This is a genomic window from Ktedonobacterales bacterium (assembly GCA_036557285.1).
GTDB lineage: Bacteria > Chloroflexota > Ktedonobacteria > Ktedonobacterales > DATBGS01 > DATBHW01.
On record DATBHW010000013.1, the window covers coordinates 1 to 17233 of the forward strand.

The following is a 17233-nucleotide window of genomic DNA, read 5'->3' on the forward strand; positions in this document are numbered from 1 at the left end:
CATTGTCGGACCTGCCGCGCAGCGGTGGTCGCTTGAGCAAGCTCCAGGCTTTCTGGCTCGGTGAGCCTGATCTCCATCGGCACCCCTCCTTTGCTGGAGATCAGTCTACCAGTTCTACCTTATTTTGTCCAACTACTTAGCTGGTCTGACCAATCTGCCACTCTCCTCCGTCCCGCTGTGCATTGACAGCAACGGAAATATATTCGTGACTGGTTAAGATTGCAGCCAGCTTTGAGCAAGCCGGGCGACTCTTTCAACTGTCGCATGCGCTGCGCGTTCCACTTCAGGCGAGAGACCCGTTCCAGCAACAAACCGCCTGGCTTCGATCCCATACACTACAAGACGTGGAGGAAGATCGCCCAGGACGCGGGCCAGCTCGATGGCCTGGGCGACTCCAAAGGCATGGGTTGAGAGCGCAAAGAAATCAGGCGAAATGGGGCTGGTCTGGACATCCAGTTGATGAATCGTGCCCGCTGGCGCGCCCGATGCCACGGCATCTACTAGAATGACCGCATCGCTGCTCTTCCAGACTTCCATCAAAGCAATCCCCTCACCGGTGGCTTCCAGAATTGAAGCACCTGAGAGCTTTCTGGCCTGGAGTGCTCGTGCCACCACCAAGCCAACGGCATCATCGCTTCGATATTCATTCCCAATTCCGATAATGAGGATAAGCTGCGGCAAGCGTCCCCCTTATTCGCGCGTGATATGCAGCTTCAGGAAATGCGTGGCGCATGAAATACAGGGGTCATAGTTGCGGATGGTCTGCTCACAGCGCCAGGTAAGCTGCTCCTCAGGAAGCTGAAGCACCTGCGGAATGAACCGGCGCAGGTCATCCTCGATGATTTTTTGGTTCTGTGAGGTTGGCGGCACGATCTTCGCATCTAGAATCTGCCCAGTTTCATCAAGCTGGTAGCGATGATAGAGCATGCCGCGCGGCGCCTCGGTGCAGGCGTAGCCGGTCGCAGCGCACGGCGGGATTTCAGCCGCAGGCCGCTCTGGCATCTCATACGCATCAATGAGGTGCAGCGCCTCGTCACAGGCATACAGAATCTCGATGCTGCGCACGATGATACTCTCAAATGGGTTCTGGCAAATCGTTCCCAAGCCAGCCGCCCGCGCTGCCTCCTGCGCCAGCGGCGAAAGCCTGTCAAAGTTCAAGCTGTAGCGCGCCAGCGGCCCCACGAAGTAAGCGCCGCGCGCCTTGAGCCGGGAATGCAGCGCGTTCGTATAGGGGATATGTTCCTCCACAAAGGTCTCATCGTACTCACGAACGGCAATATTCAAGCCTTTATTCGAAACCAACCGACCCTCGTTAAAGGGATACTCTTTCGGGTGCTGCAAGGCGACAAACTCATAGTCCTGCTCAAAATCCGGGAAGGGCAGGCCCGCCGTCCAGCGCACGGTTTCCAGCGCGGCATCGCGTGCCCACTTCAGTTGCTCGGCCAGGGGGGCAAGCTCCCGCTTTGAAGGCACCTTATAGAACCCACCTACGCGCACATTCACCGGATGGATGGCTCGGCCTCCCAGCAGCGTGATGACCGCGTTACCAACTTTTTTCAACTCCAGCGCCCGCTTGACTACCACCGGGTGATCTTTCGCCATCTGCACCACATCGGCATAGCCGAGAAAATCAGGGGCGTGCAGCATAAAGACGTGAAGCGTATGGCTCTCGATCCACTCGCCGCAGTAAAGCAGCCGACGCAACGCGCGAATCTGCGGATCGATCTGGACGCCAAACGCATCCTCCATCGCGTGTACCGCGCTCATCTGATACGCGACCGGGCAGATGCCGCAGATGCGGGCGGTAATATCGGGCGCATCTGCAAAACTGCGCCCGCGCAACAGCGCCTCAAAGAAGCGTGGCGGCTCGAAGATCTTGAACTTGACATCGGCGACCTGATCACCTTTGAGCCGCACATACAGCGCGCCCTCGCCTTCAACGCGAGCTAGCATATCTACTTTGATCGTTTTACTGTTCATAGACGTTGCTCTCTTCTCTGAAGGCTTCAGCCTGGGCGTTGAAGCTGCGGTAGACGCGCAGGAGCGTTTGCCCAGAGGCTCCCAGTTCATCCCAGCGGCGGCTTAGCGATGCGGTGTTGGGGGTTTCCTTCGGCCCAAAGCAGCCATAGCACCCTCGGTGATACGCCGGACAGATGGCTCCGCAGCCCGCGTGCGTCACCGGGCCAAGGCAAGGCGTGCCATGCGCGACCATCACACACACTGTGCTGCGCAGCTTGCACTCGATGCAGACGCTGTGAGGCGGCGTGTTTGGCTTGCGCCCGTGCAGAAACGCGCTGATCACCTCCACCAACTGCTCTTTATTGATGGGGCAGCCACGCAACTCAAAATCCACCCGCACGTGGTCAGCAATGGGCGTTGAGGTTGCCAACGTCTCAATATAACTGGGGGTGGCATAGACGATGGATGTAAACTCCCTGACATCCTTGAAGTTCCGCAGCGCCTGGATGCCGCCAGAGGTCGCGCAGGCGCCAATCGTCACCAAAAACCTGGAAGCCCGGCGCACCTCTTGAATCCGCCCGGCATCGTGGGGCGTGGTAATCGACCCCTCCACCAGCGAAAGATCATATGGCCCGCTAACGCGTGTACGCGATGCCTCTGGAAATGAGGCAATCTCGACTCGCCCGGCTATCTCCAACAGTTCATCCTCGCAGTCAAGCAGGCTGAGCTGGCATCCATCGCAGGAGGCAAATTTCCAGACGGCCAGTTTTGGCTTATGAGGTTGCGCCATATCACACCTCCCGCTTTCCAAACCACCGCTGAATCGTATCGTAGCGGAACACCGGACCATCTTTGCACTCGAAGAACGGGCCGAACTGGCAGTGCCCACAGAACCCGAGCGCACACTTCATGTTGCGCTCCAGGGAAAGAAAGATCTGCTCCGCCGTTAACCCGCGCTTCTGAAGTTCCAGCAGCGTGAAGTGCATCATGATTTCCGGCCCACAGACCAGAGCCATCGTATCGAGCGGGTCAAACTGCGCTGTGGCGATAAACCGAGGCACCACGCCCACATTGCCACGCCAGGCATTATCGCCACGATCGACCGTGACTTGCACATCCATATCCGCGCGGGCACCCCAGCGATACAGCTCACGACGATAGAGCAGGTCAGCAGGCGTGCGCGCGCCATAGAGCAGCGCCACCCGGCCATACTGCGTGCGCCGGGCCAGGATCTGGTAGATGGCCGGGCGGAGCGGCGCCAGCCCAAGACCACCTGCCACCATGACCACATCGAGGCCCTCGGCTTCCCGAAGGGGCCACTGGCTGCCAAACGGCCCGCGCACCCCAAGCACATCGTGACGTTTCAGTGCACACATCACTCTGGTGACGGCCCCGACCGCGCGAACCGTGTGCACCAGCGATGTTCCCCTGGTGGGGTCGCCGCTGATCGAGATGGGCACCTCACCTACGCCAAAGACATAGAGCATATTGAACTGCCCCGCCGCAAAAGGCCGGGTAGTTTCCCCTACCACCGGCCCAAGCTCCATCGTGAAGGTGTCGGGCGTTTCTCGCCGGATACGCTCGATCCTCCAGGGATCGGGGGCCATCGGATTGGCTCGTATTGCCGACATATCTCACCTCACGCATGAACGCCATAGACATCGAGCAATTGGAGCCGGGTGGCCTGAAGCCGCTCGATGATCGTCTGAGAAAAACGCTTGAGCAGTTCGTAGCCCAGATCATGGTCGGCTTCCGCCTTCATCCGCAGGCAAGCCCCATCAAAGGCGATGACTCGCGTCAATTCCAGCGCCCTTGCCCCGAAATGCCACTGATAGGGGGGAAAGAGCCACGACCAGCCCAGCACGTCACCTGCTTCAATCGTTTGGATGGTCACTTCTCCGCGCCCAGGCACAAAGGCTTTTAGCGCCACCTTCCCATGACGAAGTAGATAAAACCTGGAGGCGTCTTCGCCCTCCTGGAAAATCCATTCGTCGGCGGCGAAGCGCACATTGGAGGCGCAGCCCGCGATGGTGTCAAGTGCGTGGGGGCTCATGCCTTGAAAGAATACCTGCTCTGGCAGCAGCGCATCGAATCCGCGCATGGTTACTCCTCCGTTCCTGAAGAGGAACCAGCGCCGCTGGTTTTGCGGATCGCACGAGCCTCTTCGGTAATATCAATGCCCACCGGGCACCACGTAATACAGCGCCCGCACCCCACACAGCCGGAGGTACCGAACTGGTCAATCCAGCTTGCCAGCTTATGCGTCATCCACTGGCGATAGCGGGCTTTCGTTGAACCGCGAATGCTGTTTCCAGCGGTATAGGTAAAATCCATCGTGAAGCAGGAGTCCCATCGGCGCCAGCGCTCGGCGAGTTCCCCGGTGAGATCGGTGACATCTTCAACTGTGGTGCAAAAACAGGTCGGGCAGACCATCGTGCAATTCGCGCAGGTCAGGCAGCGCCTGGCAACATCGTCCCAGCGGGGATGCTCCAGGTTGCGATAGAGCAGTTCTTTAATGTCTGTCGTATCAAGGGTTCGGCCCATCTGGCTGGTAGTGCGCTCCACCGTCTGCTCCGCGGCTGCTTTTTCTTGGTCGGTTGCCTTGTGGTGAGGAAGCTCCTCCAGAATCTCTCCTCCCAAAGCGGTGCCAGCCTCGACCACAAAGTAATGGCGCTCGCCATCCAATATCTCCGTCAGAGCCAGATCAAAGCCGTCAGTTACTTTGGGTCCAGTTTGCATGGAAACACAGAAGCAGGTGCCTCCTGCCTGGGCGCAGTTGATGGCGATAATCAGAGCCTGTTCCCGGCGCGCTTGATAGACCAGATCAACATACGGACCGTGCATAAATACCTTGTCCTGGATGGCGATAGCGTGCAGTTCGCACGAGCGAACCCCCAGGAAAGCGAATTTAGGAATTTCTTGCTCATCTTGTTCCAGATGGAAACCACCCTCATCCTTACGCGCCTGCCAGAGCCGAAGTGTAGGAGGAGAGAGAAAGTGTTTCCAGGATTGCGGCCCCACCGCATAGCCGAAGAACGCCCGATCTGCGCGTTTCTTCAGCCGATAGATGCCGCCATCTTGCTCATCGGTGTAGCCAATGGGTAGATCCGTTGCTGATCTCACTTCATCATAGACAATAGCGCGGTCGCGCACCGTTGGCCCAAGCACACAGTATCCCCTCTTCAAAAGCGCGTCGATCAACTGCTGAAAATCCTGAGATTCCAGAATCGCCCAGTCGTTCCTCCACACAGATGGTTCAACCATAGCAATGTGTCCTTTCACCCGCCGCGATAAGCCAAGGCAGCCCTGCGCGCTATCTGGGGCATGAGCGCCGCACATTGTATTGCACTTCATATTCCCCTCCAGAAGAATATAGAAGAAGCAGATTGGGATACGGCTTACAGAAGGTTATAAAACTGTTACTAACTGGTTTTGTGCTTCCCACACCCGCCGTTAGCGGCCATCCCATCGTAGGAACTGGAGCATGGCTACCCCATCCGGGCAACGTTTTGTTACCTCCGAGTGATCTCCCCTTACCACTTTGGTAACCTGTGAACAGTAGACTAAAGGACAAGAAGCAGACCAGAGAGGTGAGGAGGTCATCTATGATCACCACAACGACACGTATCGAACCCAGCCCGTACGAAGAGTTCATGATCGATAGTCTCTTAGAGGGTGGCAATGGGCAGCAGGCGCTGCTCGAAACCATCCAGCAGTTAAGCGAGGAGCGCACTGCGCTGCGCCTGCGACTGGCCCAGCACCCGCTGAGCGATCACGCGGCGGCGCAGCGCATGAAAATGATCAACGTCCAGCTCAAAACGCTCTGGGCCGAGGTCCGCTGCGTGCGAGCAACTCGTCGCGTCCAGGTGGAAGAGGCGCTGGGTATTGATCCTACCTGGGTGGTCAATTGAGTGGGTTCAGCCACCCGAAATGGCTTCAGAAAGAAGGCCGACCATGAAGACCATTGTGGTCTATGATTCCACCTATGGAAATACCGATCTGAATTGACCGTGGTCACCATCTCGCACCCGATAGTCTTGTTGCGCAACAAAGCTATCAGGCGCGAAATGGTGACTGACATTCTCATACCACTGGCAGCTTCAGCCCACTCAACAGACCCGCTACGATTTAGTTACTGCCAGATACGGCTCTGTTTACCACCACTGACTACAGTTCCCTTTAAGAGACCACGTTGAGGTTTTGAGGATGCATCCCCATCAGGGAAGCAGATCCAAGAGGCAAGAGAAGCCCGGAGAAAGCTAAAAAGCGAGGCACGCTATGCTGGTCAGGAATATTATGGTCGAGCATGTCGTCACTGTTCAGGAAGGAGATACCCTGGAACATGCCGCGCTGCTCATGCAGCAGGGGCGCTTTCGGCATCTCCCCGTGGTGCAGCGCCTCCCGCAGCAGAAAGAAGTGCAACCATCGTCGCTGAGCTATCCACCTCCCAAACCCCCGGTCGCCGTCATCGGCATGCTCTCCGACCGCGATCTACCCTGCGGCAGAGCGGGGGCCGTTCCCCTGGAGCAATTGCGTGGGCAGCAGGTGCGCGAGGTGATGCACCAGCCCGTCATCACCGTCAGTCCAGACACGCCGGTAGAGTATGCTGCCAACCTGATGGCGGAGAACGCCATCGGGTGCCTGCCCGTAGTGAATGAGGCAGAGAATGGCCGGTTGGTTGGCATCATCACGGAAAGTGATCTGTTCCACGCGCTGGTCCGGCTCCTGGGAGCGCAGGGACCCAGCACGCGCCTTCGATTGCTGCTGCCGAGCCACGATCCTATCGAGCTGGGCCGGGTCTTGCTGCTGCTGGGGCACGAACATCTCCATCTGGCGGGGCTGCTGACTGAGCCAGCCGATGCAGAAGGGCGCTGGCCAGTGACACTGCGCGTGCGCACGATCTATCCCGAACCGTTGATGCAGAAACTGCGGGCCGGAGGGGTCGAGATCGTGCAACCAGCCTCCCCAGAGGAGGGCTAACATGAGCGAGCAGGAGCCTGCCCAGAAGGCAAGACCGGCACGAGCGACCGCGCCCGAGGCTGGGGTGCTGTTCGTTCATGACCCACAGCTGGGCCAGTACAATTTTGGCCCACAGCATCCACTGCGCCCGCGTCGGCATCTGCTGCTGCTGGACCTGCTGGAACAATCGGGCATCCTTCAACCGAATGGGCCAGACATCCTGCTTCAGCAGCAGGCCAGCCGGGAAGAGCTCCTGCTGGCGCACAGCCCGGCCTATATCGCGGCGGTGGAACGCTTGAGCGCAGAGGATGGAGGACTCGATAGCCTCATTGGCGAATATGTGATCGATCCCGAACCCTTTGGTTTTGGCATGGGTGATAATCCCATCTTTCCACAAATGCACGCCGCCTCGGCGCGCATCGTGGGCGGCACGCTGGCAGCAGCGCGCGCGGTCATGTCCGGCAGGGTGCGTCATGCCTTCAACGCTACTGGCGGCTTTCATCACGCCCTGGGCGACCGCGCCTCCGGCTTCTGCATTTATAACGACGCGGCGGTTGCCATCGCGGCGCTGCTTCAGGAGTATGAGGCGCGCGTGCTCTACGTCGATTTCGATGCCCATCACGGCGACGGCGTTCAGTGGGCCTTCTATGATGAGCCGCGCGTCATGACCGTTTCCTTCCATGAGACCGGTGACTACCTTTTCCCCGGCACGGGCGATCTGCTGGAACTGGGCAAAGGGGCCGGGCGCGGCTGCGCCGTCAATATTCCGCTCGACGCCTTTACCGAGGATGATTCCTGGCTGGAGGCGGTCTCTGCGCTGCTGCCCTCGCTCGTACACACCTTTCACCCCGACATGATCATCAGCCAGCACGGCTGCGATACCCATGAATGGGACCTGCTGACGCATCTGGCCCTCACCACACATGCTGCTGCTGCACAGGCCAAACTAACGCATAAACTGGCACATGAACACTGCCAGGGGCGCTGGGTCGCCTTGGGCGGGGGCGGCTACGAGATGTATCGCGTCGTGCCGCGGGCCTGGGCATTGGTCTGGTCGGAAATGTCTGATAGACCGCTGCCAGAGTACATCCCTCCCGCCTGGCTAGAGCGTTGGCAACCGGAGAGTAAAGAAGCACTTCCCACCACGTTCCTTGATACCCTTGAGGATTTTCCAACCAAACCACGCCGTGCAAAGATTGAGCGCCATAATCGGCGCATTGTCGCCCAGGCGCGTCGGCTCTTTCTGCCTCCACAGGTGCGCCAGGCGTATCCTCGTGTCGCGGTGCCCGCTTTTCCGGCAGCGCGCCCGGAGGCCAGCAGCACGGGTGTGCCCGTGCTGCTGCGCCGTGCAGGCAAGGCAGCCGAGCCGCGGGTGCGCACCCTGGAAACGGCGCGCGGTTCGGTGCTGCTGCGCGATTGGTGCCCGCCTTCCCTGGTGGAACGATTGTACCCTGACGAAGGATTGAATGCCTTTGCGCGCCGGGCCGACCGCGAACAAGCGCTGCTCAAGCGGATTGCCTCTGATCCGGAGTGCGAACTGGTGGTGGCCCATACGCCCGAGGGGCTGCTTGTTGGGCAGGTGAGCATCTGCGCGGCGGATGAGTGGTGGGAAGGGATTCCCGATTTGTACGAGGTGGCGATTGAGGTCAGCGCCACCTGGCGGAAGATCGGCCTCTCCAAAGCCCTGCTCCAGTTTGCTTTGGAGCCAGATTCCTTTGAAGAGGTGATCCTCTACGCCCTCGGATTTGTCTGGCATTGGGACCTGAATGGCCTTGGGATAGGCAGCATGAGCTACGCGCAGATGATTCGTCGGCTGTTTGAGCAGGTAGGCTTTGAAAAGATGGGGACTACCGAACCCAACATTCAGTTGGACCCGGCTAACATCTTTCTGGCTCGCATCGGCAAAAACGTCAGCCCTGATACCGTCGCGCAGTTCCGTTCACGCCTCAGCGCGCCTGTCGGGCTGTATGGATGAATCCTGGCGAGGCAGCGATCAGAGCCAGCAGGCAAAGCGAGGCATCGCCAGTGCCGCCAGCGCCTGCTCCATACTGGCCGCTAGCACCCCTGCCGTTTCTACATACCGATGGGTCAGCCCTGGCTCCTGCTCCGCGCTGAAGTCCTCCCACTGCGCTCGTTGGCGCTCATAGAGCGCCGGACGACCATCGGAAGCCTGCGACGCCTCTGCGCTGGCCTGCCATTCCCCCGCGACGCGCGCTGCCCACCGCTGGGCCAGGCGGCCCAGCGCCACCTCTGGTGGACAGACACACTCGATGAAGATCGCGCGCGCTCCCTGCACCGCCGCCACCTGCGCCGCTGCCTGCCGTTGCGCACGCCGACCAAAGGCGGCATCCAGCACCACTGAACGCCCGCTGGTAAGCAGCGTGGCTGCTTCTTTAAGCAGCGCCTGATAGGTGCGGCGCGTCCAGTCCCGGCTATAGAGTCCCTGCCCAAACGCTGCGGCTTGCGGGTGGGTGGGGTGGAGACCCGCCAACCGCTTGCGCGTGGCATCCGAGGAGCAGAGCGCCCAGCCGGACTCACGCTGAAGCGTCGCTGCCAGCGTACTCTTGCCCGTTCCCATCACGCCACCCAGCAGGAGCAGGGTCTGCTGGTTCAGGCCGCTGGCATAGTGGGCCGCTAGCGTAAAGAGGGCCTGCGCCTGTGTGCGCGCCGCCTCACGCTGCTCCACCGGCGCTTCTGGCTCATCCATCAGAAATGCCTGTACTTTTCCACGCACATAAGCCCGATAGCAGGCATAAAAGGGCAGCAGTTCGCGCAAGGAGTCATCGCCACTCGCGCGCCCATAGGCCTCGGCAAAGGCGCGGGCCAGATCAGACCGACCTGCCGCCTCCAGGTCCATCAGCAGAAAGGCGACCTCGCCCGCGACATCTCCATAGCGGAACCGCTCATTGAATTCGATCCCGTCAATCACGGCCAGGTGATGGCTGCCATCTGCGCGCTGCCCCAGCACATAGACATGCTGCAAGCGCAGGTCGCCATGACAGTCCCGAATGCGCCCTGCCTGCCTCCGAGACGCAAACAGCCGCTGGCGCTCCTGAAGAAAGCGCCGAACCGCCGCCGTGAGCTGCTCATACGTCACCGCCTCCAGCGCCCGCCCGAGATAGGGACGGGTTTGCGCGAAGTTTTCTTCCCAGTTGCGAGTGATCACGACCTGCTCGCCAAAGGCGGTGATCTCCTCGGTAGGCGGGACGCTGGCATGAAAAGCCGCCATGTATTCCGCCACTGCTCCCAGGAGCCGGGGGGTGGCGGTGCCACGGCGTACCTGCGCCTCCAGCATCGCGTCATCGGGCAGGCGCCGCATGACCACCGCGTAGTCTACGACCGTCCCGCCATCGAACTGGGCGCCTGGCTCCGGGACGTGTTCCGGCGGCAGCGTCGGGCCGAACCGCACCCGGCCATCCGCCGCCATCAGGACTGGCGCAATCCCCAGGTAGACATCAGCAGCCAGGCGCACGTTGAGGCGCACTTCTTCCTGGCAGAAGTGACGGCGCAAGGCAGGCGTCGAGTAATCAAAGAAGCCGAAGTTCTTGGGCTTCTTGAGCTTATAGGCGTACTCGCCCGCCAGCACCACTGCCGAGGCGTGGGTCTGGATGACCGGGATCGGTTCAGGCACAGCGAGGGGAAAGGCGTCTGGACGCGCCAGCGCCTTCAGCAAAGCCGCAAAATCGGGTGCAGCCTGCTCTGCTGGCGCTCGTTCCTCAGCTCCTGGCATAGCGACTTTACCGGCCAGTGTAGTCTGGCTCTCTCCCTTCTGAAAGTCCCATCAGCAGATGCGCGGTAAAGGGTCTCCTACGAGCATATCCAGCACCCGCGTTCCGCCAATGTCCGTGCGCATAAAGACCGTGCCCGCTGGCCCGATCTGCACCGTACCAATGATGGCCGCCTCCTGCCCCAGCGGATGGGCACGCATAGCGGCCAGGGCAGCGTGAGCCGCCTCTGGGGCAACCACCGCCAATGCCTTTCCTTCATTGGCAATCGTCAGTGGGTCCAGACCCAACATCTCGCAGGCGCCCCGAACCTCGGGGCGCACTGGAATGGCTGGCTCATCAAGCGCGATAGCGACCTGGGAGCCGAGCGCCATCTCATTCAAGGTCGTTGCCACGCCGCCACGTGTCGGGTCTTTCAAGCAGTGCAGGCCATCCTCTGCCGCATCCAGCAGCGCAGCCACCAGGGTATGAAGCGGCGCGGTGTCGCTCTCTATGGTTGTCTCCATATCGAGCGCCTCGCGGGCCAGCATGACCGCAATGCCGTGATCGCCAATTGGCCCGCTGAGCAATACCCTGTCTCCTGGTTGCAGCTGCGCCTGACCCATCGGCCATCTGGCCCGCACAATGCCTATTCCCGTCGTATTGATAAACACTCCGTCGGCCTTGCCCCGCTGGACGACCTTGGTATCGCCCGCCACGATGGAGACGCCAGCATCAGCCGCTGCCGCTGCCATCGAGGTCACGATGCGACGCAGGTCGGCAATTGGAAACCCTTCCTCCAGAATGAAGCCCGCTGAGAGGTAAAGAGGCTTGGCGGCTGCCATCGCCAGATCATTGATCGTGCCATGCACAGCCAGCTTCCCAATGTCTCCGCCAGGAAAGAACAGCGGATTGACGACATAGGAGTCGGTGGTGAAAGCCAGGCGGGGGCTGAGTACATCGGGAGTGAAGGTAGCCGCATCATCCAACGGCTCCAGCAGTGGGTTGGAGAAGGCAGGAGCAAACACGCCCTCTATCAGATTGTGCGTGGCCTTGCCGCCGCTGCCATGACTGAGGGTGATATGCTCATCACGCAGATAGAACTTGTGTCGGCGCGCCTGCCGCACGCGCTCAATCTTCTCGATGACCTCAGCCATATCATGATGCTGCCCGCTTTCTTGTATAGGTTTGCTCATAGGAACCCTCCTCAGCGCGCTGCTGGCCTGAGATCACTCATGGGGAGCGTAGCGCGTTCGGTCGCCATTGAGAAGCGGCCATAGTTGAAATAGGCGGCGCAGGCTCCTTCCGATGAAACCATACAGGTGCCAATCGGCGTCTCTGGGGTGCAAGCCGTGCCAAAGACCTGGCATTCCCAGGGTTTGATGGCCCCCTTGAGCACCTCGCCGCACTGGCAGGCTTTCGGGTCGGCCACGCGAATACCAGGCACCGCGAAGCGCAGCTCAGCATCCCAATCGGCGAACTCAGGGCGCAGCTTCAGCGCGCTCTCGGCAATGGTGCCCAGCCCGCGCCACTCAAAAATTGGACGAAGCATCATGGTTTCCGCCATGACGGCAAGGGCCTTCACGTTGCCTTCAGGTCGGACGACGCGCACATACTGATTTTCCACCTCCGCGCGGCCCTTGCTGATCTGCTTCACCAGCATCTGGATGGACTGGATCATATCGAGCGGCTCAAAGCCAGAAATGACCACTGGCTTGTGGTGGTCGCGGGCGATAAACTCGTATGGCCGTATGCCAATGACCATGCTGACATGGCCGGGGCCGACAAAGCCATCCAGATGCAGATCGGGCGAGACCAGCAGAGCCTGGAGCGCCGGTATAACGTTGATGTGGTTGCAGAATATCGAAAAGTTCTTGACGCCTTCGGCTCTCGCGCGCAGCAGCGTTATGGCCGTTGAGGGGGCGGTCGTCTCAAAGCCAATCGCGAAGAAAACGACCTGACGATCAGGGTTCTGGCTGGCGATCTTCAGAGCATCGAGGGGCGAATAGACGAAACGCACATCTGCGCCGTCTGCCCTGGCATCGAGCAAGCTGCCTTTCGAGCCGGGCACGCGCATCATATCGCCAAAGGTCGTAAAGATCACTCCATCGGTGCGAGCCATCGAGATCGCGTCATCAATGCGGCCCATTGGCAGAACACAGACGGGGCAGCCTGGACCATGCACCATGTCGATGGTACGAGGCAGGAGATCTTCAATCCCATATTTGTAGATGGTATGGGTATGGCCGCCACAGACCTCCATAAACTTCAGTGGTCGATCTCCGCTGAGTCTGGCAATCTCGGCGGCGACCTGACCAGCCAGCGCCGAATCCCGATATTCATCCACATATTTCATCAGTCTTGTTCCTTCCTGGCGAACCACGCATAGGTGGATACTCAGCGGTCGCGCCCTTCTTCCAGGCGGCCCATTGCCACGCCACCATGCGTCAGCAGCCAATCTCCTGGGGCAACAGCATCAACCAAGGTGATATCGATCTCTGCCGTTGTTCCTGCAGCCTCCACAAGAGCGAGTCCGGTTTCATGCCCAACACTGAGTACCCTGGCGGGTAGCGCATCATCAGAACAGGTGAGGCAGCAACCCCCAGGCTCACAGAACAGCTGGTCTCCCAAGGGAGGGGTATCATCCAATCCGGCCCACTGATCTTGTTGGTTGCTCATCTTTACTTCCCTCACGCAATCTGGCTTTGATGCAGTTGTTTGAGTTCGTCGGCATAGAGGTCGCCCAGTGATTGCAGCGCTTTGAGCGTCTCCTGCGCTTCCTGCTCATCGATCTTGCTCATTGCAAAACCCACGTGAATCAACACCCAGTCGCCTGGTGCGATACCCTCCGAGGCGACCAGCGACACATTCACGTTGCGTTTCACTCCAGAGACATCCACTTTCGCGAGAGAGAAGGTGTTATCTAGCAGCTCTACCACCTGGCCGGGAATACCCAGGCACATACAGCATCTCCTTTCCAACCGCCGGGAACGGCTAGCTGCGGCGCAGCCGTGCCGCAGCGACGGCGGCCTGCCCCAGACTTAACCCGCCGTCATTTGGCGGCACACACCGATTGATGTACACGTGAAAACCGGTTTCCTCCAGCCGTGCCATCAGGTGCTCCAGCAAGAGCCGGTTCTGAAAGCTCCCGCCGCTGAGGGCGACCGTGTTCAGCCCGGTTTGCTCGCGCGCTCGGCGACATGCCTCCGCAAGCCCCAAGGCAATGGAGGCATGGAAGCGCCCGGCAATCTCCGGGATGGGAACCCTGGCTTGCAGATCAGCGACGATAGCCCGCATCAATGGACGCACATCCAGCCTGGCCGGAGCGCAATCTTCTATCGCAAAAGGGTAGGTGTTCGCGCCCACGCGAACGGTGGCCTGCGCTTCTAGCTCAATAGCCGCCTGCCCCTCGTAGAAGACCTGACGGCGCGCACCCAGGAGCGCGGCCACCGCATCAAAGAGCCGCCCCAGGCTGGAGGTGCGCGGGCTGTTCAGCCCCCGCGCACTCATCTGCGCCAGGGTACGCCAGGTAGCACGTTCAAGCTGGCGCACAAAGGGGATATCCAGGTCGAGAAAGGCGTCACCATACGCCTGGGCCAGATAGACCGCTGCCATCCGCCAGGGCTGGCGCACAGCCTGTTCGCCGCCAGGCAGGGGTACATAGTCCAGGTGCGCCAGCCGCTTAAAATCGACCAGATCGGCGGCCAGAATCTCACACCCCCAGATCGCGCCATCGGTTCCATAGCCGGTGCCATCGGCGGCCACCCCAATCACCGGCTCGCTCAGCCCATGTTCGGCCAGCACGCTGGCGATGTGCGCGTGATGGTGCTGAACACCAATTTTCTGGTGAATATCGGTGTCCAGAGCATATTTGGTCGCCAGATACTCCGGGTGCAGGTCATAGACAATGGCCTCAGGCACGACGTCAAACAGGCGCCCGAAGCGCTCAATGCCTTCGCGGAACGAGGTCAGCGTTTCTAAATTTTCCAGGTCGCCGATATGGTGGCTGACGAACGCCTGCCGTCCCTTGCCCAGACAGAACGTGTTTTTCAGATGGCCGCCGCAGGCCAGCAGCGGCATAGGAAACTCCTGCGCCAATGGGATGGGTTCTGGCGCGTAGCTGCGCGAGCGGCGGAAAAGCTGCTCACCGCCTGCGACGATGCGCGTCACCGAATCATCGCAGCGTATATGAATCTCGCGGTTGTGTACCAGCAGCCCATCGGCGATGGAGGCCAGGCGCTCGCGCGCATCTTCATCTTGATAGGCAATGGGCTCGTCGGAGAGATTCCCGCTGGTCATCACCAGCGCCACCGGGCAGCCATGCTCGCACTGCGCCGCATACGCATCGAGCAAAAGATAGTGCAGGGGCGTATACGGCAGCATGATGCCCAACGTGTGCTGCTGCGGAGCAACCTCAGGCGCCACCGGGTATCCAAGGGACTGCTTGAGCAGCACGATGGGCCGCCGACGCGATTGGAGCAATGCTTCTTCTTCCGGCCCAACCTCGCAGAGCCGCCGCGCCATCGCCAGATCAGGGACCATGATCGCAAATGGCTTGGCCTCGCGCTGCTTGCGCTGCCGGAGCCGCTGCACCGCCCTGGCATCCAGGGCATCACAGGCCAGATGATAGCCACCGATACCCTTGATCGCCACAATAGCCCCGGCAGCCAGGTGCTGCGCGGCCTCGATAATCGGGTCCGCACAGTCCAGTGGTTCGCCTGCGTCATCGAGCAGAGCAACCTGTGGCCCACAGACCGGGCAGGCGTTGGGCTGAGCGTGAAAGCGCCGATTCAGAGGGTCGTCATATTCCGTCTGGCACTCGGGGCACATCGGAAAGACACGCATTGTCGTCTTTGCGCGATCATAAGGCACATCCTCGATAATTGTAAAACGGGGGCCGCAATTGGTGCAGTTAATGAACGGATACCGATAGCGCCGATCAGCAGGATCAAAGAGTTCCCGCAGACAGTCATCACAAATGCACATATCGGGCGAGACAAGCGCCCGCCGCTCAGCACCAGCCTCGCTCTGAACGATCAGAAAACTGGCAGCATGCTGTGGCTTTATAGGCTGCGCCTCAATAGCGTTAATACGCGCCAGCGGCGGCGCCTCCGCGCACAGCGCATACTGAAAGCCATCCAGCGCCTCTGGGCTTCCCTCAACTTCGATAGTCACACCAGTGCTATCGTTGCGGACAAAACCAGCCAGCCGGTAGCGGCTCGCCAGCCCATAGACAAAAGGCCGGAAGCCCACACCCTGGATGATACCCTGCACGACCAGTCTCCGACGCTCGATGGCTGTCTCAATCAGGCTTGCCATTGCGGCGCTTCTTCTCCCAGAAAGATCGTGGTGGTGAGATGCGCCGCCAATCGCGGCGGGGACATCTCGTTAAAGGCTACATCAATGGCGTTCACCGCGCAGATGTCCTGGTGTCCAATCTCCAGCGCGGCCTCTCCACACGCTGGGCAGAGCGCCTCTACCGCCGGCTGGAGGCTCTGGAACGTATGCAGACAAGCCAAGCATTGATAGGTCGCCGGAAGCCAGATGATGGTCAGCGTTGCAGCTTGCGCCGGGGTGCCAGCGGTGAACAAGGCAAAGTGTTGACGCACGACATCTTCTGTGAAGTGCCCCGACACCGCTACCGAGAGCTGCACGTTGGTTACACGTGACGCACTCGCCTGCCGCATATACTTCAGCGCCGTGCGCACGGCGCCCTGAATGGCTGCTACCTCGTGCATAGCATGCCTCCTTTGCTCAGAGGTTGGGGCCGCTCCATTACCAGAACCCCAGACGCGCAACGGCCCAATGGTGGCATCCGTCAGTGTATCCAGTCGCAGCAGCAATCCGCTCCGAGAGTCCCCATCTAAGCTCTCATGTGTCTAACTGCATTCCCAGGACCACCAGTTCACATGGCTCTTCGTCTCACAAACGAGCCACAGCCAGCAAACCAGCCAACCCCACCTCATCACGCTGGCCGTTCCCACGCGCGGCGCAGAAGAAGGGGCACGCTGTTCTCGTGAGAGGCTGATCTGGTTGTTTGGTCAGACGTGTTGGAGGCGTTCTTCGTGCTCTGGTGTGATCTGAAGAAGCCGTTCTCGCATTGTCTCGAAAGTCGGAGTATCAATCTCTCCGCGCGCATAGCGCTGGCGGAGAATCTCCAAGGACGATGGAGGGGTGGGAGGCGTAGCGGGATTTGATGGTGTTGCCGGGTTGTTCCGGGTCAGCCAGCGCGCAAGCAGCCAGAACGCTAACCCCAGCAGGACCAACCAGAACAATGATCCCAGCCCCATCCACAGCATTCCACCCCATCCGGGACCATATCCCCACATCATGGTGTAACCTCGCTTTCAGGTTGAAAGATACCTCTCGACACTCTATAGCATGCGGCACATCGGTCATCGGCCTGGTAAGAAGGAGTTACAGAGAGGTAAACATTTGTCACCTACGAGAAAACAGGTAAAATCTGCGGGACCCACGGATTGCGCAACGAGGTTGCTGAAGCACTCATCCTTGATCTGGTGGGAGGAAGCCACGCAGAGCCGGACGGTGTGCGAAGACGCGAGAACAGAAGCAGAGAGATATTAACCCGGAACGAGCAGAAGAGGAGGAGC

Annotated in this window: 15 protein-coding genes; 3 read left to right on the forward strand and 12 right to left on the reverse strand. The window is 60.0% G+C overall.

The genetic code is table 11. The annotated features are described in order from the left end of the window. Positions 1–213: 213 nt before the first annotated feature. From VH599_04995 to VH599_05020, 6 genes are read right to left on the reverse strand one after another with little or no spacing between them, the layout of a single operon-like run. Positions 214–681 carry a hydrogenase maturation protease gene (locus VH599_04995; protein ID HEY7347654.1) on the reverse strand — a complete coding sequence of 156 codons (468 nt, stop codon included), beginning with the start codon at positions 679–681 and terminating at the stop codon, positions 214–216. Positions 682–690: 9 nt separating this feature from the next. Next, positions 691–1980, reverse strand: a complete 1290-nt coding sequence (locus VH599_05000) for a Ni/Fe hydrogenase subunit alpha (GenBank protein HEY7347655.1) — start codon at positions 1978–1980, stop codon at positions 691–693. Then, complete coding sequence (locus VH599_05005) at positions 1970–2749, reverse strand: hypothetical protein (protein HEY7347656.1); 780 nt, start codon at positions 2747–2749, stop codon at positions 1970–1972. The genes VH599_05000 and VH599_05005 overlap by 11 nt, the downstream gene beginning before the upstream one ends. Before the next feature lies 1 nt (position 2750). Continuing rightward, a complete protein-coding gene (locus tag VH599_05010) occupies positions 2751–3590 on the reverse strand; it encodes an FAD/NAD(P)-binding protein (GenBank protein HEY7347657.1) in 840 nt (279 codons plus the stop codon). 8 nt (positions 3591–3598) lie between these two features. After that, the gene (locus VH599_05015) at positions 3599–4060 is read right to left on the reverse strand and encodes a cyclic nucleotide-binding domain-containing protein (GenBank protein HEY7347658.1); all 462 of its coding nucleotides are present in this window, start codon (positions 4058–4060) and stop codon (positions 3599–3601) included. A 2-nt stretch (positions 4061–4062) separates the two neighbouring features. Then, positions 4063–5223 carry a 4Fe-4S dicluster domain-containing protein gene (locus VH599_05020; GenBank protein HEY7347659.1) on the reverse strand — a complete coding sequence of 387 codons (1161 nt, stop codon included), beginning with the start codon at positions 5221–5223 and terminating at the stop codon, positions 4063–4065. 341 nt (positions 5224–5564) lie between these two features. On the opposite strand from VH599_05020, the gene VH599_05025 reads away from it, so the two are divergent. The 3 genes from VH599_05025 to VH599_05035 all read left to right on the forward strand — a co-directional run bounded on the left by VH599_05025 (position 5565) and on the right by VH599_05035 (position 8893). Further along, positions 5565–5870 (forward strand): hypothetical protein, encoded by a 306-nt coding sequence (locus VH599_05025; GenBank protein ID HEY7347660.1) that lies wholly within the window; start codon positions 5565–5567, stop codon positions 5868–5870. A 367-nt stretch (positions 5871–6237) separates the two neighbouring features. Then, entirely contained in the window at positions 6238–6939 is a 702-nt protein-coding gene (locus tag VH599_05030) for a CBS domain-containing protein (protein HEY7347661.1), read from the forward strand. Between the two features lies 1 nt (position 6940). Next, positions 6941–8893 carry an acetoin utilization protein AcuC gene (locus tag VH599_05035; protein HEY7347662.1) on the forward strand — a complete coding sequence of 651 codons (1953 nt, stop codon included), beginning with the start codon at positions 6941–6943 and terminating at the stop codon, positions 8891–8893. Positions 8894–8911: 18 nt separating this feature from the next. Here the strand turns inward: VH599_05035 and VH599_05040 are convergent, their stop codons facing one another. The 6 genes from VH599_05040 to VH599_05065 all read right to left on the reverse strand — a co-directional run bounded on the left by VH599_05040 (position 8912) and on the right by VH599_05065 (position 16360). Continuing rightward, positions 8912–10648, reverse strand: a complete 1737-nt coding sequence (locus tag VH599_05040; protein ID HEY7347663.1) for an AAA family ATPase — start codon at positions 10646–10648, stop codon at positions 8912–8914. A gap of 51 nt (positions 10649–10699) precedes the next feature. Then, positions 10700–11818: a hydrogenase expression/formation protein HypE gene (gene hypE / locus VH599_05045; GenBank protein ID HEY7347664.1), complete on the reverse strand. Its 1119-nt coding sequence runs from the start codon at positions 11816–11818 to the stop codon at positions 10700–10702. Between the two features lie 11 nt (positions 11819–11829). Next, on the reverse strand, positions 11830–12978 hold the full coding sequence (hypD, locus tag VH599_05050) for a hydrogenase formation protein HypD (GenBank protein ID HEY7347665.1): 1149 nt from the start codon (positions 12976–12978) through the stop codon (positions 11830–11832). Positions 12979–13312: 334 nt separating this feature from the next. Beyond that, entirely contained in the window at positions 13313–13585 is a 273-nt protein-coding gene (locus VH599_05055) for a HypC/HybG/HupF family hydrogenase formation chaperone (GenBank protein HEY7347666.1), read from the reverse strand. Positions 13586–13616: 31 nt separating this feature from the next. Further along, positions 13617–15941: a carbamoyltransferase HypF gene (hypF, locus tag VH599_05060; GenBank protein ID HEY7347667.1), complete on the reverse strand. Its 2325-nt coding sequence runs from the start codon at positions 15939–15941 to the stop codon at positions 13617–13619. Then, on the reverse strand, positions 15929–16360 hold the full coding sequence (locus VH599_05065; protein ID HEY7347668.1) for a hydrogenase maturation nickel metallochaperone HypA: 432 nt from the start codon (positions 16358–16360) through the stop codon (positions 15929–15931). Before VH599_05065 ends, hypF begins: the two co-directional genes overlap by 13 nt. Between the last annotated feature and the right edge of the window lie 873 nt (positions 16361–17233).